The organism is Roseateles sp. (assembly GCF_039595295.1).
In the GTDB taxonomy this organism is placed as follows: domain Bacteria; phylum Pseudomonadota; class Gammaproteobacteria; order Burkholderiales; family Burkholderiaceae_C; genus Roseateles.
Window position 1 is genome coordinate 21,985 of record NZ_JBCNLU010000008.1, and the last position, 18,227, is coordinate 40,211.

The window sequence follows — 18,227 nt, forward strand, 5'->3', positions numbered from 1 at the left end:
CGGCGGCTCAGTCGGCGTGACTCCGGTCACCCTGCGCGGCGTCGGGCGTCGGCGCGGCTGCCGGGCGCCGCAGCCCCGACAGGTCGATCTCCTGCGGCAGCGCCGCGCCGTTGAGCAGCCGGATCCTGCACCGGCCGGCCCGCTTGGACTCGAACATGGCCTGATCCGCCTGGCTCATCAGATCCTCCGCCGCCACCGCGTCCAGCGGGTAATGCGCCACGCCGATGCTGCTGCCGACCTGCACCTCGCGCCCGGAGCGCAGCATCACCGGCGCCAGGATCGCGCGCAGCAGACGCTCACAGGCGCCGCGGCTGTCGTCGCGCGAGGGCAGCGGCGTGAGCAGGACGACGAACTCGTCGCCGCCCAGCCGCGCCGCCGTGTCGGAGGCGCGGATCCCGTCCCGGAGCCGTTGGGCGACCGCTTGCAGCACTTCGTCGCCGGCGTCGTGGCCGTGCGTGTCGTTGATCGCCTTGAAGCCGTCCAGGTCCAGGTAGACGACGCCCACCGCCACATCCTGCCGCGCCGCCGCCGCGATCGCCTGTCGCAGCCGGTCGGCCAGCAGCACGCGATTGGGCAGGCCGGTCAGCGCGTCGTGCAAGGCGGCACGCTCGACGCGGGCCTCGTACTCCTTGCTGTGGGTGATGTCGACCATCATCCACAGCGTCGTGTCAGCCTCGCGCTCGCTGGGCAGGGCCACGCCGTTCAGGTCTATCCAGACCAGGGTCCCGTCCTTGCGACGCATCTGCTGCTGGCTGCGGTAATGGTCGCCGCGCGCGAGCAGCGGATAGGCGTTCTGACCCAGCGCGTTGAAGGCCGCCTCGTCGGCATACAGATCCTGCACCGCCAGCCCTTGCATCTCTCCCTCGCCGTAGCCGAACAGCCGCTCCAGCGCGCGGTTGCGCCAGACGATGCGGCGACCGCGTAGTTTGGCGATGCCAAGGATGTCCGCGTCCAGCATGGCCTGCTGATCCAGCGTGAGCCGGCGCAAATCCTCGGTCATCGCGTCGGCGAGCGCCTGCGCGCGGGCGCGGCCGGCTGCCAGCAGATAAGTCGTGGCGGCCAGCAACACCGTCAGCACGAAACCGATCAGGCCTGGCCTCCAGCCCGCGGCGTCGATCACGCGGCGCTCGTAGGCGGAGGACATCGCGGCCTCGATGCGAAAGCCCCGACCGATGATGTCCACGCGATGCTCCAGGGACACCAGCCGGTCCTCGAAACCGGGCACCGCGGCGGGCGAGGTGTCCAGCGGCTGGATGCCGGCGGCGGAGTCCAGCAGCAGATCCTCGGTTCGCGTGTGGTCGTCGACCATCAGCCGGAAGTCGACCGGCGCCTGCGCCAAACCCTCCTTCAGGCCGGCCAGGATCTCCTGCGCCACCAGCGGCGCGTAGAGCAGCCCCAGCAGCCCCTGGCGACGCTGGGCCGGGTCGATCGGATCGGCGCCGTCGCGGAACACCGGAATGAGCAGCAGCATGCCGGGCCCGCGCGCCCGGTCCTGGATCAGCGCGATCGGCGCGGTGAGTTGCGCCTCGCCGGTGCGGATCGCTTGCTCGATCGCCTCGCGGCGCAGACGCTCGGAGCCCAGGTCGTAGCCCCAGGCGGGGTAGTTCTGCGACAACGGCTCCACATGCGCGATGACGAACAGGTCGGGCGCGTCGCCGCGGGTCCGCACCGAAAACTGCGGCGCGCCGTCGGCTCGCTGCGCCGTGATGAACGAATCCAGGCGCTCGCGCGCGACCGGCAGGACGAACCCGAAGCCGCGCACGCCGGGGAATTCGCGCGGGAGGTCGCGTGACTGGACGTAGGCGCGGAAGGCGCGGCGATCGACATGTCCGCCCAAGGACGCAATCGCGCCGCGCGCGCCCTTGAGGCCGTAGACCGGCTGGACGAAGCGCTGGACGATGTCGCGTTCCAGGCGCTCCATCTGGGCTCCCAGTTGCAGGCGGGCTTCGGCAACCACGCGATTGCGATTCCACAACATCGCGCTGAGCGTCAGTACCAGGCCCAGCAGCAGCACCAGTAATGCGCCGATGACGGCGCCCATCGGAGGCCCCGGGGGCGGCGCGGCGGTCGCGGGAGTCGCCAAAGAAGCGGGGGGCGGGGGAGTGGCGGCGCTGAAGCTCACGGGCTGGGCGGTCGGGGCCGCGGGCGCTGAACACGACCGCCGACTGTAGAGCAGCCGCGCGCGATGCGCATCCCATGTCGGTGCGCCCCGCGCGGCCGCCCGGATTCGTTACATCTGACTCGCCACGAGGCGGCGAGCGGGCCTATCCTCCCTCGCTCAAGGGGGCGGCGCGGTGCTTGCTCCTGTGCTGCAATCAATCCTCATCTCCGGCGAAGGCGGGCAGCAGCATGGCTCAAGACTCGGACAGGGGCCCCGGGGCCTGGTGGACAGCGTTGCGGCGGCGTTGGCAAGCCCGTCGGAACAAGCCGGCGCGCAGCGCGCCGGTCGATGAGGCGCAGTTGATGGACGGCCTCAAACGCGAGGCGGCGCGAGCGCAGCGTCACGGCCATGACGGGGTGCTGATCCTGTTGGAACTCGACCCGTGGGTGCGGCTGCAGCAGCAGTACGGGGACGAATGCATCGCCGCCTTGGAGGAGCGCCTGGGGCAGCTCGCCGCTCAGCAACTGCGGGGCGGCGATTGGCTGATGCCGCTGCCGCGCGGCGTCTGGGCCGCCTATCTCCCTTGTACCGATCCCCTCGGCGCGCTCGATGCCGCGGACCGCTTGCGCGCCCGGGTGGCGACGCTCGATTACCGGTGGCAGGGACAGTCCGTGCCCTTGAGCGCCAGCCTGGGCCTGGCGCATTGGCAGGACTGGAAGCGCGAGCCGCAGCAGGGCGCCGACCAGCTGCTGCAGCAGGCGCGCCAAGCGCTGGCGATGGCGCGCGGCGCCGGCTGCAACTGCGTGCGCGCCTATGCCGCGATGCCTTCCGGGCGCAACCGCTACAGCGGCACGCGGCCCGCGTAGCCGGTCATCTCCAGATAGCCCCAGCCCAGCGTCCGGCCGGCCTCGTCGCTGACGCGGGCGACGCCCTCCCAGTACGGGAAGCCGGTGCTGCGGCGGGCGTCGATCTCCTGCGCCTGGAAGGCGGCGTCGATCAGGAACACGCCACGCGGCGAGCGCACGCGCCAGCGGATCGGGTAGCTCGCCAGGCTGACCGGGCTGCGCCAATGGGCCAGCGGCTCGAAGCGCAGCTGCTGCTCGAAGTCGACTTGTCGTCCGTCCGCGCCGCGCCAGCCGCCGCCGGTCCAGACGGGCGGGCCGCCCTCGCTGCGGACCTGGAACAGCGTCAGCGACGAGCCGTCGTTCAGATTCAGGCCGAACCAGTCCCAGCCGGCGTGCGGGCCGCGGTCTGCCTTGTCGGCGGCGGTGGTCGGTGCTGAAGCCGAATTCCAAGCCGAGGAAGCGGACGCGGATGACGGCGCTTGGACCGATGGCGATGCCGGTTGCGCCGCGGGCGCCGGGGTGTCGCGCTCCGCGCCGCGGCCGAGCAGGTCGTTGCTCCACTCGTGGTCGAGCCAGGCGCGGGCCGCAACCTCTCGCGTCCCGCCGTCGCGAAGCGCGAGCCGGCCAGTGCCGATCAACTGCGGCTCGCTCACGTAGCGGCTGGCTTGCTCGGGGCGGGGGCCCTTGCGCGACCAGCCCTCGCGCCCTTGGAGCAGCGGCGGCAAGGGCGCCCGCAGCGAGAGCGAGAGGGCGAAGCCGGCCGACTCGCTGTGCATGACCAGGTCGTAGCGGCTGCGACCGTCGCCCGCATCAGAGCGCCGCAGCTGCCAATCGCCGAGTCGCGTCGCGGTGTCGCCGAGCTCGGCCCGCGCGTTCGCGAAGCCGTGCCGCAGCACGCGCTGGTCGTGCAGCAGACGCTGGCGGCCGAGGTCCGAGATCGCCGCATGCGCCAGCATCAGCTGGCCCGGCGCGAAGGCCGAACTCAGCGGCTGGGCCAGATCGTTGCGCAAGCGGAAGAAGGTCAGCTGAAAACCGTGCGTCGGCGCGCTCGCGGCGTCGGAGGACGGCGAGCGCAGCACGCCGGTGAGGTACCACCACTCGATGCGTGTCTCGGGATGCGCGCCGTGGTCGCGCGGGAAGCGCAGCGGCGCGTCGGAGAGCGCCTGCCCCTGCGAGGTGCCCGGCACCAGGATGAGCCCGAGCCCGCCGAGCCCGCTCGCGGCGTTCAAGCCGCTCAGGCCGCCCCAGGCACCGAGGCCCCTGAGCACATGTCGTCGCGCGATCACCAGTCCTCCCTCACGGCGCGCAGCGCCTCGCCCTGGCCGGAGCGCAGCGCACGGGCGCTGGCCCAGGCCGCGGTGATGCCGGTGGCCGCCAGACTGGCGGCCAGCAGCGCCAGCACCCGCCAGACCGGCACCTGCCAGTCCATGCTCCAGTGGAAGCTCTGCGGATTGAGCCGGAACACCAGCACCGCGCTGATCGCCAGTCCGACGGCGGTGCCCATCAGCGCGCCGGCGACGGCCTGCAGCAGGCTCTCGGCGATGACCAGCCGGCGCAGCATCCCGCGCGTCAGGCCCAGGTGCAGGAGCAGGCCGAACTCGCGACGCCGCGCCAGCAGCTGCGCCGACAGGCTGGCGGCGACGCCGAACAGCCCCAACCCCAGACCCACCGCCTGCAGCCAGTAGGTGATCGCGAAGCTGCGATCGAAGATGTCCAGCGAGAAGCGCCGCAGCTCGCCGGCCGAGGCAATCTCCAGCGCGTCCGGCGAGCCGGTCATCGCGCGCAGCGCGGCCTGGGCCTGGACCGGATCCGCGCCGGGGCGCAGCCACAAGGCGAGTTCGGTGATCGCGGCGTCGCCGCTGAGGCGGCGCCACAGCTCGCGCTCCATGAGGACGGCGGCGGACTGGCGGCTGTAATCGCGCCAGACGGCCTTCACGCCGACCGGGATCTGGCGGCCGTCCAGGCGCAGCATGAAGCGGTCGCCCGGCTTGAGCCGCAGCGCGTCGCCCATCGCCTCGTTGATGTAGACCGGCGGCAGGCCGTCGGGCAGCGCGGCCGGATCGCCCTGCAAGGGGAGGCGGTGATCCAGCGGCCGGGCCAGCAGCGTCGCCGAGCCCGTCATGCCGCGCACCGTGATGCCGATGTTGCGCGAGCGCTGCGGGGAGACGCGTTCCACGCCTGGCAGCGTCGCCGCCGACGCGACCCACGCGGGCGGCATCGGCTGGCCCTGTTGGGCGTTGTCGCGGGCGGTCTGGCGGACGTAGAGATCGGCCGGCAGCATGTCGGTCAGCCACTGGTCCAGCGAGAGCCGGAAGCTCGCCACCATGACCAGCATCGCCACGGCCAGCGCCAGCGCGACCAGGACGCCGGCGATCAGGCGACCGGCCTCGCCGGCTTGATCGCGGGCGCGCTCGACCGCCAGGAGCGGCAGGGCGCGCTTGGCGGCCCAGCCGCGCAGCAGGCCGGTCAGTGTGCGCAGCGCCAGCGGCACGGTCCCCAGCGCGCCGAGCAGCAGCGCCAGCATCGCGGCATAAGCGCCCCAGGCGATGCCCAGCACCGGACGGAACTCGGCAAGGAAGGGCGCCGCGACCAGCAGCACGGGACCCAGCAGTTGCCAGCGGCTGTCGGCGCCGCCGCTGCCCAGACCCTTGAGCACTTGCGCGACCGGCAGCCGGCGCAGCCGGGCCAGCGGCAGCGCCGCCGCGCCCAGGCTGACCAGCGGGCCGAGCGCGAGCAGGCCCAGGATGGAGGCGGTCGAGGTCTGCAGCGTGGGCCGGTTGCCATGCAGTCCGGTGAGTCCGGCGCCGAGGTCGCCGCCCAGCGCGTGCAGGCCGAGCTCGGCCAGTCCCAGCGCGAGCGCCAGGCCCAGCACCGCGCCGGCCACGCCCAGCAGGAAGGCTTCGGAAACCAGCAGACCCAGGCGCTGACGGGCGCTCATGCCGAGCACGCCCAGCAGCGCGAGCTGCGGCAGACGTTGTGCGACCGACAGGCTGTGCACCGCGAAGACCATGAACGCGCCGACGAACAGCGCCATCAGCGACAGCACGCCCAGGTTGAGCCGATAGGCGCGGGTGATGCGGCGGGCCTCGTCGGCCTGCTGACGGGCCTGATCGGCGGGGCTCTGCGCGATCACGCCGGCGGGCCAGGCCAGGGGCGCGGCGCGGCCCGGCGTCAGGCGCAGCAGGATCGCGTCAAGCTGCCCTGGCCGGTTCAGCAGTTGCTGGGCCCAGGCGATGTCCATGATCACCAGCGGCTGATCGCGATCGGGGAAGCGGCCGGCGACAGGCAGGGCGGCGTTGCGCCCCGCGAGGTCGAGCCGGACGGGGGCGACCTCGGCGGCGGGCGTCTGGGCCAAGCCGAGCCGCTGCCACGCCGCATCGCTGATGAACACGGAAGGCTCGCGCAGCGCGCGGATGAAATCGGTCCCATCGGCCCCATTGGCCCCATTGCCCCCGTCGGCGCGCGGCAGCCATTGCGGATGGAAAGCGCCCAGTTGCAGCAGATCCAGCCCGACCAGCCGCACCCGCAGCCACTCGCCGTCCCGGCCCTGCACGCGAACGCTCGCGTCCAGGCGCGGGGCGAGGGCGGCGATGTCGTCGCGCGCGGCGAGCTCCGCATAGAGCGCGTCGCCGATGGACGGCGCGCCGGGCGCGGCGCTCAGCTCCAGGTCGGCCTGGGCGCTGCTCTGGCGCGCGGCGGATTCGAACTGGGCCAGCGCGGACGCGTTGATCCAGTGCACCGCGCCAGCCAAGGCCAAGCCCAGCGCGATCGTCAGCAGCGCGGCCAGTTGCCGGCCCCATTGCAAACGCAGCGAAGGCCAGGAGAGTTGCCACCACCAGCCCCAGGCGCGGCGCAGACCGATCAGCGGTGGGCGGCGCGCTGGTGGCGCTGCGGTCGGCATGTCAGGCCTCGACCAGCCGGCCGCCTTCCAGGCGCAGGCGTCGGTCCGCCATCTCGGCGGCATGGGCGGAATGGGTCACCAGCAGACAGGCGGCCTGCTGCTCGCGCAACTGCTCGCGCAGCAGCCGCATGACCTGGTCGGCGTGCTCGGGGTCGAGGTTGCCGGTCGGTTCGTCGGCCAGCACCAGCACCGGCCGGTGCACCAGCGCGCGGGCGATGGCCACGCGTTGCAGCTGACCGCCGGAGAGCTGGCGCGGCAGGTGGCGCGCATGGGCGCTCAGGCCGACGGCCTCGAGCATCTGCGCGACGCGCCGCGGATCGGGCCGGCCCTGCAGCAGCAGCGGCAAGCCGACGTTGTCCTGGACGTTCAGATGCGGCAGCACGTGGAAGGCCTGGAACACGAAGCCCAGCTGCTCGCGCCGCAGCGCCGCCTGGCCAGTCTCGTCCAGCGCCAGGATGTCGCGACCCTGCAGCACGACCTGACCTCGATCCAGCGGCTCCAGCGCCGCCAGGCCGTTCAACAGCGTGGACTTGCCGCTGCCGGACTCGCCCAGCAGCGCCAGCATTTCGCCGCGATGCAGGTTCAGCGACAGCCGTTCGAACAGCGTGTGCGAGCCGTAGCGTTTGGTCAGGCCGGTAGCGGTGAGGAGTGGGACATCCATCGTCAAGCGAAGGCACGGCAATCGCGCGACCCGAGGTCGACGACTGCCGCGCGGAATGCGGAATCCGGCGATTGTGGCGTCTGCGTTACGGTCTGAAACGTTCCGCTGTCGGATCGCGCTCACCCTGCGCCCATCGACAACTCACTGGCTTTCCTCATTCGACGAAAGAACTGACATGCGCTTGACAGCGAACAGCGACCGCTGGTCGCAACCGGTGGATTGGGTGGCGCCAGAGCGGGAGGCTCAGGTCCCGAACGAGATGGCGAAGGCGGTTGAGGTCGCACACGAGGTGGGCGAGCGCTGGTTGCCGCGGTCAGACCAGCGATCGAGCGCGCCGGCGATCCGGGAGAAGGTCGCCGCGCGCCAGCTGCGCTGGCCGGAGATGGAAGCGGCCGCCCAAGCGCTGATGCTCACGCTGCGCACCCGCGGCGACCAGCCGTCACCCTGGCTCCCCGCGCGACGCGCGCGACTCGCTGAGCGGGACTGCGGTTGGCTGCTGGCGGAGATTGGCGATCTGGCGCAGCAGGTGCGCCGGCAGTTTCGCGAGGCCCATGGCCGCACCGGCGCGCCCTACGACGCCGTCGAGACCCAGTTGATCCGGCAGATCGTTCGCGCCCATGTGGCAGCCGCGCTTGACTGGACGCCTCCGACGCCCAAACAGGTGCAGTCGATGGGGGCGCTCGTCCACCGCGCTCAGGCGGCCATGCCCTGGCTGGACGAGCGCTATTTTCGGGGAATGTCGGCTGAGTTTTGCGACGGAGAGACACTGAAACTGATGATCGAGGTGCTGGGCGAGCTGCTGACCTGAGCCGGAGCGGTGCGCGGCCTCGCACCGCCTTCAGCCGGCCTGGCGGACCGCGCCCATCAGGCGATCGAGCGCATCGGGCGCCTCGGCCGGCACGACGCGGCGCGCCGGCATGCCGCGCAGCCAGGTGATCTGGCGCTTGGCGAGCTGGCGCGTGGCGGCCGTGCCCAGCTCCTGCAGCGCGGCGAGGTCGGGGGCGACCTCGTTCGCGTCGAGCAGCTCCCAAGCCTGCCGGTAACCGACGCAGCGCATCGAGGGCAGTCCCAGGTGCAGATCGCCGCGGGCCCGCAGCCGGCGGACCTCGTCGACGAAGCCCTGTTCCAGCATCAGCGCGAAGCGCTGCGCCAGGCGCTGATGCAACCAGGCGCGCGAGGCGTCCGAAGGTTCCAGTGAGAGCAGCGGCCAGTCCACGCCCTGGCTGCGCTGGCGCTTGTAGAGCGCCGACATCGGTTCGCCGCTCAGCAGGCAGACCTCCAGCGCGCGCTGGATGCGCTGCGAATCCAGCGGCGCGAGGCGGGCCGCCGTCTCCGGATCCAGCGCCGCCAATCGCGCGTGCATCGCCGGCCAGCCCTCGCGGGCGGCTTCGGCGTCGAGCTGCGCGCGCAGCCCGGCATCGGCCTGCGGCAGCTCGGACAGACCGTCGAACAGCGCCTTGAAGTAGAGCATCGTGCCGCCGACCAGCAGCGGCCGCGCGCCGCGCGACTGGATCTCCGGGACCAGCCGGAGCGCGTCGCGCACGAACTGCGCGGCGGAGTAGCTCTCGGTCGGCTCGAGAATGTCGATCAGGTGATGCGGGACGGCGGCCAGCTCCTGGCGCGTGGGCTTGGCGGTGCCGATGTCCATGCCGCGGTAGACCAGCGCGGAGTCGACGCTGATGATCTCCACCGGTTGCTTGCGCGCGATGGCCAGCGCGGCCGCGGTCTTCCCGCAGCCGGTCGGACCCGCGATGCAGAGCGGCCTGAGCGACGCGCCCGTCAAGGCCCTGCCGTTCAAGTGCACGCCGTCCGGGGATGCGCCGCTCAGAAGCGCTCCCACGGCGCCAGATAGCGCCACTGGCCTTGGGGCAGCTGGCCCAGCGGGATGCGGCCGATGCGCACGCGCTTGAGCGCCAGCACCCTGAGGCCGACCTGCTCGCACATGCGGCGGATCTGGCGCTTGCGGCCCTCGCGCAGAACGAAGCGCAATTGGTCCTCGTTCGCCCAGCTGACCTTGGCCGGCTTGAGCTCGACACCGTCGAGCTCCAGGCCGTGGTTCAGCAGCGCGATGGCGCGCGGGTCCAGTTGATGCTGCGGGTGCTGGTCGGGATCGCCGTTCTCGACGGCGACGCGGACCAGATATTCCTTCTCGACATCGGAGTCCTCGCCGATCAGGTGTCGCGCGATGCGGCCGTCCTGCGTCAGCACCAGCAGGCCGGTGGAGTCGATGTCCAGACGTCCGGCCGGGGCCAGGTTGCGCCCATGGCCCGGCGCCCACTGGATCTTGGCCGGATCCTCGCCCCAGTGCGACTCGGGCTTGACGAGCACGGCGGCCGGCTCATAGCCGTCCTCGGCTTGGCCGGAGACGTAGCCGATCGGCTTGTGCAGCAGGATGGTCACGCGCTGGGCCTGCTGTTCGCGGGCGGCGGGATCGACCTCGATCTTGGCGTCGGGGCCGACGCGCTGACCCAGCGTCGCGGGCTGGCCGTCGACGGTGACCCAGCCGGCCTCGATCCATTCATCGGCTTCGCGGCGCGACGCCAGACCCAGTTCGCTCATGCGCTTGGACAGGCGCTCACCGGCATCGGCGTCGGCCAGGCGCTCGGGCGCGGGCTGGCGCGGGCCTTCCGGGCGACGCGGACGATCGGTGCGCTCGGCGCGTTCCTCGCGTTCGGCGCGGGCATGGACCTCGTCGGGACCGCGACGCGGACGGTCGTCGCCGTAGCGCGAGCCGCCACCGAAGCCCCCGCCGGAACCGTAGCGCGAGCCTTGGTCGCGACGCGGGCCGTCGTTGCCGTAACGGCCGCCTTCATGACGGGGACGGTCGCCTTGCGGGCGATCGCCACGCGGGCCCTGGCCGCCGAAGCGGTCGTCGCGGCGAGGGCGGTCGCCTTCATGGCGAGGCCGGTCCTCGAAGCGCGGGCGGTCGTTGAAGGGACGGCGCTCGCCGCCTTCGCGGTCGGGACGGCCAAAGTCGCCGCGATCCTCGCGCGGGCCGCGATCGGGCCGGTCGCCGTAGCCGCCTTCGCGGCGCTGACCGTACCCTTCGCGACGCTCGCCGCCAAAGCCGCCTTCACGGCGCTGGTCGCCGAACCCGCCTTCGCGGCGCTGCTCGCCGTAGCGGTTGCCGCCGCGGTCACCGAAGCCGCCGCCTTCACGGCGCGGGCCGCGGTCATCGCGGTGGGACGGGCCGCTGCGGCGGTCGTCGCGTCCTTGCGGGCCGCGCGCGTCGCGCTGGCCGTGATGGCGCTCGTTGCGGCCTTCCTCGGCACGGCGCTGTTGATACTCCGCCTCGCGCTGGGCACGGTCGGCCTGCGCCTGGGCCAGCGTGGGCCGCGGCTTGTTCACGCCCTGGCCGCGCAGGGGCGCGCGGCGAGACTTCTCGGTGGGCTTGCCGTCCGGGCCGGCCGTTTTGTTCTTGTTGAGTTTGAGCGTGGCCATATCGGTACTGCTTCAGGTGAAAAGGGGTGGGCGGGCTGAGTCCGTGGACTCAGCGGCCGCGCAGGAACAGCGCGTCCAGGTCGCGCAGCGTGAGCTGGCGCCAGGTCGGTCGGCCGTGGTTGCATTGATCGGCGCGCTCGGTGCGTTCCATGTCGCGCAGCAGCGCGTTCATCTCGTCCAGCGTCAATTGACGGTTGGCCCGCACTGCACCGTGACAGGCCATGGTTGCCAGGATCTCGTGCTGGGCGCGCTCGATCGCATGGCTGGCGTCGAACTGCGCCAGCTCCGCCAGCACGCCGCGCGCCAGCTCGACGACGTCGCCGCCGGCCAGCAGGGCGGGGCGCTCGCGCACCGCCAGCACCTTGGCCGACAGCGGCGCGATGTCGAGCCCCAGTCGCTGCAAGGTCTCGGCCTGCGCCTCGGCGGTGGCGATCTCGGCCGGCGTGGCGGCAAAGGTCACCGGAATCAGCAGCGGCTGCGAGTCGATGCGGGTCCCGCCCAGCGCGGTTTTCAGACGCTCGTAGACCACGCGCTCGTGCGCCGCGTGCATGTCGACGATGACCAGACCCTGGGCGTTCTCGGCCAGCACGTAGACGCCCTGGATCTGCGCGATCGCGCGCCCCAGCGGCCACTCGCCGGCCTGGCTCGCGGGAAGCGGACCGGAGGGCGCGGTGCCGAAGGCGGCCAACGCGGACGGCGACACGGTGCCGGGACCGTACGCCGACCTGGCGGCCGCATCGAGGCCGGCTCCAGCGCCGGTCGCGGTCGGCAGGCCGCCCTGGGGGGCGCTGGCGTAGAGAGCCTCGGCCTGCTCCAGTGCCAGCGCCGTCTGCGCGCGGGTCGGAATCGGCGCGCGCCAGCCCTCGGGCCCGGCGAAGCGCGCCGAGGGCGCGTCATAGGGCGCGGGCGGCTGATACGGGGCGGCAGGCTCGCCGGCCATCGGGCGTTCCCAGGCCGGCGTGCCGGTCCAGCGTTCGCGGCCGTTGCCCGAGGGCGCGGCAGCGGAAGCCGACGCATCCTGCGGCGCGGACGGGGCGCCTGGCTGCGAGTCGTCGCTGCGCGACAGCGCCAGCGCGGCCACCACGGCGCGGCGCACCTGCTGATGGATCTCTCGGCCGTCGCGGAAGCGGACCTCGATCTTGGTCGGATGGACGTTGACGTCGACCAGCTCGGGCTGAACGTCGATGAACAGGACGTAGGTCGGCTGGCGGTGGCCGTGCAGGACGTCGTCGAAGGCGGAGCGGATCGCGTGGGCGATCAGCTTGTCGCGCACGTAGCGGCCGTTGACGTAGACGTACTGCATGTCCGCGCGGCTGCGCGCGGCCTCGGGCAGGCCCACGCGGCCGTGCACGCGCAGCGGGCCGACCTCGTGGAAGACCTCGCGGCTCTGGGCGATGAAGTCTTCGTTGAGCACCTCCGCGATGCGCTGAGGCAGGGGCGCCGCGCGCCACTGGTCGACCAGCTTGCCCTCGTGCCAGACGGCGAAGCCGACATCGGGCCGCGCCAGCGCGTGGCGGCGCAGCGCCTCCAGGCAGTGGGCGAGCTCGGTGCCCTCGCTCTTGAGGAACTTGCGCCGCGCGGGCGTGTTGAAGAAGAGCTCGCGCACCTCGACGCTGGTGCCGCGGGCGCGGGCGGCGGGGCTGAGCTCGCCGGTGCGGGCCTCGAGCCGCCAGGCGTGCGCGGCGCCGGTGTGGCGGGAGACGATGGCCAGCTCGGCGACCGAGGACACGGCGGCCAGGGCCTCGCCGCGGAAGCCCATGGTGGCGACGGCCTCCAGGTCGTCCAGCGAGCCGATCTTGCTCGTCGCATGGCGTTTGATCGCGAGCGGCAGTTCGCCGTCGGGGATGCCGTGGCCGTCGTCCTCGACGATCAGGCTGCGGATGCCGCCGGCGATCAGCTTGAGCTGGATCTGCGTGCCGCCGGCGTCCAGCGCGTTGTCGACGAGCTCGCGTACGACGGAGGACGGGCGTTCGACGACCTCGCCGGCGGCGATCTGACTGATCAGTTCATCGGGGAGCTCGCGGATCGCGCGACGGCCGGGGAGCGAGCCGGGCGCCGAAGGTGCGAGCGGCGCCGCGGGGGCGAGGGTGTCGTCCATGGGGCGCGATTGTAGAAGCTGCGGCTCCCGACCCTCCCGTCGTCCCCGTCACTTCGGGGGAGCCGCCCCGCGACAAGCTGATACGAACCGCTTCCGTTTCCTTTCAGATCGATCCAGAGAATTCGGTGGCTTCCAAGCGGAACGGGTCATCTTCAGATGGAAACCGCCCGCCATAATCCGCCGCCATGGATCTCTTGCACTTCCTGATCGATTTCATCCTCCACGTCGACGCCCATCTGGCGGAGTTCGTGGCCGCCTATGGCATGTGGGTCTACGGCCTGCTCTTCCTGATCGTGTTCGTGGAGACCGGTCTGGTGGTGATGCCTTTCCTGCCGGGCGACTCGCTGCTGTTCGTGGTGGGCGCGCTGTGCGGCGCGGGCGTCATGAACCTGCCGCTGGCGATCGCGGTGCTGCTGGTGGCCGCCATCCTCGGCGACCAGTGCAACTACACCATCGGCCGCTACTTCGGCCCCAAGGTGTTCCAGTGGGAGCAGTCGCGCTTCTTCAACAAGCGCGCCTTCGACGCCGCCCATCAGTTCTACGAGAAGCACGGCGGCATCACCATCGTGCTGGCGCGCTTCATGCCCTTCATCCGGACCTTCGCCCCGTTCGTGGCCGGCGTCGCCGAAATGACCCGCAGCCGTTTCACCGCCTACAACGTCGGTGGCGCGGTGCTGTGGGTCGTGGGCCTGACCGTCGCCGGCTTCCTGTTCGGCAACATCCCCTTCGTCCAGACCCATCTGAGCAAGATCATCTGGGCCATGATCATCATCCCCGGCCTGGTCGCGATCTACGGCGGCTGGCGCGCTTCGCGCAAGACCGCCGTCACGACCTGACCCTGTCGGGGGAGAGCCTGTGAACGCCGTGTAAAGCCGCGGCAACCGCTCGGGAAAACCCCGAGCCGGCCCGCGCGCGGCAGGGCCGGGTGAGCTTCGTCACGGGGGTGTCGCGCCGCTATGCTGGTCCGCTTGCTTCCACCCGGACACAAGCACCTATGCAACGCAGCTCCCTGAGCCTGGCCATCACCCTGGCCCTGAGCCTGACCGCCGGCATCGCGGCCGGCCCGACCCTGGCCCAACAGGCCTCGACCACCCCCTCCGCCGCGCCCGCGCCCGCCGTGACCCTGCTGCTGCGCGAGCCAGCCGTGTCCGCCGACCGCCTGGCCTTCGTCTACGGCGGCGACCTGTGGGTGGCCAACCGCGACGGCAGCCAGCCGCGCCGCCTCACCAGCCATGCCGCGGCCGAGTTCGCGCCGCGCTTCTCGCCGGACGGCCGCTGGATCGCCTATTCGGCGAGCTACGACGGCAACACCGATGTCTACGTGATTCCGGCCTCGGGCGGCCAGCCCAAGCGCCTGACCTGGCATCCGATGGCCGATCAGGTCACCGGCTGGAGCCCCGACGGCAAACGCGTGCTGTTCGCCTCGGCGCGCGAGGTGCTGAACGCGCGCAGCAACCAGCTCTACGAGGTCCCCGCCGAGGGAGGCTATGAGCGCAAGGTCATGGAGGCCGTCGCCTACGAGGGCGTCTGGTCGCCGGACGGATCGCGCCTCGCGTATCGGCCCTACGGTCAGGCCTACGCCGGCGTGAGCGGCTGGCGCCAGAGCCGCGGCGGCACCACGCCGCCGATCTGGATCCTCGACCCCAAGGCCAAGACCTGGGAGCAGATCCCGCACGTCAACGCGACCGACAAGAACCCGATCTGGATGGGCGACGAGGTGGTCTTCATCTCGGACCGCAACGACGGCGCGGCCAATCTCTTCGCCTTCAACACCAAGACCAAGGCCTTGCGTCAGCTGACCAAGGAAACCGTCTGGGACGTACGCAGCGCCGACGGCCGTGACGGCCGCGTGGTCTACGAGGCGGGCGGCGTGCTCAAGGAAATCGGTCTGGACGGCGGCGCGCCGCGCGTGCTGAGCATCGCGCTGAGCGAGCCCAGCAACCAGGCCCGCGAGCAGTGGAAGGACGCGTCCAAGACCATCGACAACGCGATGCTGTCGGCCACCGGCAAACGCGTGGTGATCAGCGCCCGCGGCGAGATCTTCACCGTGCCGGTCAAGGACGGCGTGGTGCGCAACCTGACCAACACCTCCGGCGTGCGCGAGAAGGACGGCGTGTGGAGCCCCGACGGCCAGCAAGTGGCCTTCGTCTCCGACGAGCCCGGCATGCGCCATCAGGTCGTGATCCGCGACCAGCTCGGCGATCAGGCCGCCCACAAGCCCACCCGCAAGATCCTGCTGCCCGAGACCGGCTACTACTCGCTGATGGACTGGTCGCCGGACGGCGCCCGTCTGGTGCTGCAGGACAACCATCTGAACCTGTACCAGCTGGCGCTGAGCGGCCCGCAGTCGGGCAAGCTGGTCAAGATCGACACCAGCGAGCGCCGCGGTGACTTCGAGATCGGCTTCTCGCCCGACGGCCGCTACCTGGCCTACAACGTCTTCGGCAAGAATTTCTTCAGCCAGATCCGCGTCATCGATTTCCAGACCGGCGAACGCCACACCGTTACCGACGGCCTGAGCCACGCCATCGCCCCGGTGTTCTCGACCAAGGGCGACGTGCTGTTCTTCGCGGCCTCGATCAACACCGGGCCGGCGCAGGTCGGGCTGGACATGTCGACGCAGGAGCGCTCGGTGCGGCTGGGCCTCTACGCGGCGGTGCTGCGCGCGGACGGCAAGTCGCCGCTCGCGCCCAAGGCCGGCGACGAGGAGTCCAAGGACAAGAAGGACGAGGACAAGGCCGACAAGGCCAAGGACGCGAAGGACGCGGACAAGGACAAGGACAAGGACAAGGACGGCAAGTCGGACAAGGCCGAAGCCAAGGACGGCAAGGACGGCAGGAAGGACGAGGCCAAGGACGTCAAGCCCAAGGTCAAGCCGGTGCGCATCGACTTCGCCGGCCTGCAGGACCGCATCGTCGGCCTGCCGGTGGCGCAGGCGCGCTATGACTCGCTGGGCGTGGCCGACGACGGCGCGCTGTTCTACCTCGAGCGTCGTCAGCCGGGCGTCGCGATCGACGTCGGCAGCCGGGATGACGAGAAGGGCGAGCTGTACCGCTTCGACTTCGAGGAGAAGAAGGCCAAGCTGGTGAAGCCGCAGGTGCAGGGCTATCACATCAGCGCCGACGGCAAGAAGATCCTGCTGAACCTGGGCGGCGGCCGGATGGAGATCTCCGACGCGCGCGAGAAGATCGACACCAAGAGCATCGATCTGGCGGGACTGCGCGTGCGCATCGACCCGCGCGCCGAGTGGAAGCAGATCTTCGATGAGACCTGGTGGATGGAGAAGGAGTACTTCTACGATCCCAAGCTCCATGGGCTGGACTGGAACGGCGTCTACCAGCGCTATGCGCCGCTGGTGGCCGGCGTGCAGCGCCGCGAGGACCTGAACGATCTGCTGGTCGAGATGATCGGCGAGCTGCAGGTCGGCCACAACCGCGTGGGCGGCGGCGACGTGCATCAGGAAGCGCGCGTCCCGGTGGGTCTGCTGGGCGCGAACTTCGCGATCGAGAACGGCCATTACCGCATCAAGCAGATCTTCAAGGGCGACCGCTGGGATCCCAATCTGAAGGCGCCGCTGAACGCGCCGGGCCTGGGCGTCAAGGAAGGTGACTACCTGCTGGCGGTCAACGGGCAGACGGTGGACGCGACGCACAACCTGTACCAGCAGCTTGAGAACACGGTCGGCAAGCAGGTGCAGCTGACGGTGTCGGCCACTGCGAACGGGCAGGGCGCGCGCCAGGTGACGGTCGAGCCGACCGGCACCGAGGGCCGTCTGCGCCAGTGGTGGTGGATCGATCACAACCGGCAGGAAGTGGACCGCCTGAGCGGCGGCAAGATCGCCTACGTCTACATGCCTGACACGGCGGGCCCGGGCTTCCAGCACTTCAACCGGATGTTCTTCGCGCAGGTCGACAAGGCGGGGCTGATCGTCGACGACCGCCGCAACGGCGGCGGCCAGGCGGCGAACTACGTCACCGAGCTGCTGAACCGCGCCTACCTGGGCAGCTGGAAGGACCGCGACGGCCTGATCTACGACACGCCGGCCGGCGCGATCTACGGTCCGAAGGCCATGCTGATCGACCAGGACGCGGGCTCGGGCGGCGACTTCATGCCTTACGCGTTCAAGCGCACGGGCCTGGGTCCGCTGATCGGCAAGCGGACCTGGGGCGGGCTGATCGGCATCTCGGCGAATCCGTCGCTGATCGACGGCGGCTTCCTGGTCGTGCCCTTCTTCCGCTTCTTCACGCCCGAAGGCGAGTGGCACATCGAGAACGAAGGCGTTGCGCCGGACATCGATGTGGACCTCGATCCGGTGGCGGTGAACGCGGGTCGCGACGTGCAGCTGGAAGCGGCGGTCGCGAACGTGATGGAGCGGCTGAAGACCTGGAAGCCGATCCAACGCACGACGGCGCCGGCGATGCCGACGCAGGTCGGCAAGTGAGCCGAGCGAATGCGCTGATCGGCGCGAACTGATCGAACGAAACCGGGGCCCTGTGAACTGCGCCCCGGTTTTTCGTTGGGCGGTGCTTCAGCCCGACAGCTCGCGCGCGGCATCGATCTCTTGAAATGAGCTTGGCTTTCCATTGCCTGACGCCCCTCCCCCCGAAGGCGGAGGCGCCGCGTTAATGGGGGAGAAGCCCCCTCAAGCCGGCTTTGGCTGCCTACCATCGATCGCTCGTCAGACGCCATGTGGTCGCGTCTGAGGATCAATCTGGAGGTCAAGATGGATCAGCGCGTTGAGCCCGCGGCAGCGGAATCCGACAGGGATGCCGACCGGTTATCCGATGAGTCCGAGCGAGCGCCACAGCCCGTGGAGGTCGAACTCGTGGAAGGGATGGCGCTTCCCGACAAGAACGAGCGCATTGAAGTCCTCGTCGACGCGGCCGCCCAGGCGGTCACCGATGACGCGCAGAGCTCGCCCGAGGTGGCGGTCGTTGCCGAACAAGCGCCGCCCGCGTGGGCTTGCGCGCTTCAGCCTGTCGCGCGCGGTCTCGCGAAGACCATCGGACGGCCCTTCGAGATCCGCCGCTACGAGCGGCAAATCCAGCAGTACATGGAGGACATGCTCAGCGCCCGCACCCCCAGCGCGCGGCGGCTGCGCGTCGATCTGATCCTGTGGCTCGCGCAGGCGGAGCGCGGGCCCGATCCGGCTCAGAAGAGCAGGGCGTCCTGAGGGATCG

Annotated in this window: 12 protein-coding genes; 5 read left to right on the top strand and 7 right to left on the bottom strand. The window is 71.1% G+C overall.

Annotated elements, in window-relative coordinates; genetic code table 11:
* Window positions 1-7 precede the first annotated feature (7 nt).
* Complete coding sequence (locus ABDW59_RS08185; RefSeq protein WP_343629155.1) at window positions 8-2,041, bottom strand: CHASE domain-containing protein; 2,034 nt, start codon at window positions 2,039-2,041, stop codon at window positions 8-10.
* 422 nt (window positions 2,042-2,463) lie between these two features.
* Between ABDW59_RS08185 and ABDW59_RS08190 the strand changes: the two genes are divergently transcribed.
* Window positions 2,464-2,967, top strand: a complete 504-nt coding sequence (locus tag ABDW59_RS08190) for a diguanylate cyclase (RefSeq protein ID WP_343629156.1) — start codon at window positions 2,464-2,466, stop codon at window positions 2,965-2,967.
* On the opposite strand, the gene ABDW59_RS08195 is transcribed toward ABDW59_RS08190, so the two are convergent.
* Genes ABDW59_RS08195 through ABDW59_RS08205 form a run of 3 tightly spaced genes read right to left on the bottom strand, consistent with a single transcriptional unit; the run spans window position 2,943 to window position 7,508 of the window.
* Window positions 2,943-4,232 carry a carotenoid 1,2-hydratase gene (locus ABDW59_RS08195; protein ID WP_343629158.1) on the bottom strand — a complete coding sequence of 430 codons (1,290 nt, stop codon included), beginning with the start codon at window positions 4,230-4,232 and terminating at the stop codon, window positions 2,943-2,945. The two genes, ABDW59_RS08190 and ABDW59_RS08195, sit on opposite strands and share 25 nt — an antisense overlap.
* On the bottom strand, window positions 4,229-6,847 hold the full coding sequence (locus tag ABDW59_RS08200) for an ABC transporter permease (protein WP_343629159.1): 2,619 nt from the start codon (window positions 6,845-6,847) through the stop codon (window positions 4,229-4,231). Before ABDW59_RS08200 ends, ABDW59_RS08195 begins: the two co-directional genes overlap by 4 nt.
* A gap of 1 nt (window position 6,848) precedes the next feature.
* The gene (locus ABDW59_RS08205; RefSeq protein WP_343629160.1) at window positions 6,849-7,508 is read right to left on the bottom strand and encodes an ABC transporter ATP-binding protein; all 660 of its coding nucleotides are present in this window, start codon (window positions 7,506-7,508) and stop codon (window positions 6,849-6,851) included.
* A gap of 175 nt (window positions 7,509-7,683) precedes the next feature.
* Between ABDW59_RS08205 and ABDW59_RS08210 the strand changes: the two genes are divergently transcribed.
* Entirely contained in the window at window positions 7,684-8,316 is a 633-nt protein-coding gene (locus tag ABDW59_RS08210; RefSeq protein ID WP_343629162.1) for a hypothetical protein, read from the top strand.
* 30 nt (window positions 8,317-8,346) lie between these two features.
* On the opposite strand, the gene miaA is transcribed toward ABDW59_RS08210, so the two are convergent.
* Genes miaA through mutL form a run of 3 tightly spaced genes read right to left on the bottom strand, consistent with a single transcriptional unit; the run spans window position 8,347 to window position 13,047 of the window.
* Window positions 8,347-9,306 carry a tRNA (adenosine(37)-N6)-dimethylallyltransferase MiaA gene (gene miaA / locus ABDW59_RS08215; protein ID WP_343629163.1) on the bottom strand — a complete coding sequence of 320 codons (960 nt, stop codon included), beginning with the start codon at window positions 9,304-9,306 and terminating at the stop codon, window positions 8,347-8,349.
* A gap of 26 nt (window positions 9,307-9,332) precedes the next feature.
* Window positions 9,333-10,949, bottom strand: a complete 1,617-nt coding sequence (locus ABDW59_RS08220; RefSeq protein ID WP_343629164.1) for a pseudouridine synthase — start codon at window positions 10,947-10,949, stop codon at window positions 9,333-9,335.
* Window positions 10,950-10,998: 49 nt separating this feature from the next.
* Window positions 10,999-13,047 (bottom strand): DNA mismatch repair endonuclease MutL, encoded by a 2,049-nt coding sequence (gene mutL / locus ABDW59_RS08225; protein ID WP_343629165.1) that lies wholly within the window; start codon window positions 13,045-13,047, stop codon window positions 10,999-11,001.
* A gap of 185 nt (window positions 13,048-13,232) precedes the next feature.
* Between mutL and ABDW59_RS08230 the strand changes: the two genes are divergently transcribed.
* The 3 genes from ABDW59_RS08230 (at window position 13,233) to ABDW59_RS08240 (ending at window position 18,220) form a co-directional block, all read left to right on the top strand.
* The gene (locus tag ABDW59_RS08230; RefSeq protein ID WP_343629166.1) at window positions 13,233-13,883 is read left to right on the top strand and encodes a DedA family protein; all 651 of its coding nucleotides are present in this window, start codon (window positions 13,233-13,235) and stop codon (window positions 13,881-13,883) included.
* Between the two features lie 158 nt (window positions 13,884-14,041).
* Window positions 14,042-17,488: a PDZ domain-containing protein gene (locus ABDW59_RS08235; RefSeq protein ID WP_343629167.1), complete on the top strand. Its 3,447-nt coding sequence runs from the start codon at window positions 14,042-14,044 to the stop codon at window positions 17,486-17,488.
* Between the two features lie 246 nt (window positions 17,489-17,734).
* Entirely contained in the window at window positions 17,735-18,220 is a 486-nt protein-coding gene (locus ABDW59_RS08240) for a hypothetical protein (protein ID WP_343629169.1), read from the top strand.
* Window positions 18,221-18,227: the final 7 nt, after the last annotated feature.

Bases quoted from the DNA above. Each gene is read 5' to 3' on its own strand.
- ABDW59_RS08185 (WP_343629155.1), bottom strand. From the start codon at position 2,041: ATGGGCGCCGTCATCGGCGCATTACTGGTGCTGCTGCTGGGCCTGGTA.
- ABDW59_RS08190 (WP_343629156.1), top strand. From the start codon at position 2,464: ATGGACGGCCTCAAACGCGAGGCGGCGCGAGCGCAGCGTCACGGCCAT.
- ABDW59_RS08200 (WP_343629159.1), bottom strand. From the start codon at position 6,847: ATGCCGACCGCAGCGCCACCAGCGCGCCGCCCACCGCTGATCGGTCTG.
- ABDW59_RS08205 (WP_343629160.1), bottom strand. From the start codon at position 7,508: ATGGATGTCCCACTCCTCACCGCTACCGGCCTGACCAAACGCTACGGC.
- ABDW59_RS08210 (WP_343629162.1), top strand. From the start codon at position 7,684: ATGCGCTTGACAGCGAACAGCGACCGCTGGTCGCAACCGGTGGATTGG.
- ABDW59_RS08220 (WP_343629164.1), bottom strand. From the start codon at position 10,949: ATGGCCACGCTCAAACTCAACAAGAACAAAACGGCCGGCCCGGACGGC.
- mutL (WP_343629165.1), bottom strand. From the start codon at position 13,047: ATGGACGACACCCTCGCCCCCGCGGCGCCGCTCGCACCTTCGGCGCCC.
- ABDW59_RS08230 (WP_343629166.1), top strand. From the start codon at position 13,233: ATGGATCTCTTGCACTTCCTGATCGATTTCATCCTCCACGTCGACGCC.
- ABDW59_RS08235 (WP_343629167.1), top strand. From the start codon at position 14,042: ATGCAACGCAGCTCCCTGAGCCTGGCCATCACCCTGGCCCTGAGCCTG.
- ABDW59_RS08240 (WP_343629169.1), top strand. From the start codon at position 17,735: ATGTGGTCGCGTCTGAGGATCAATCTGGAGGTCAAGATGGATCAGCGC.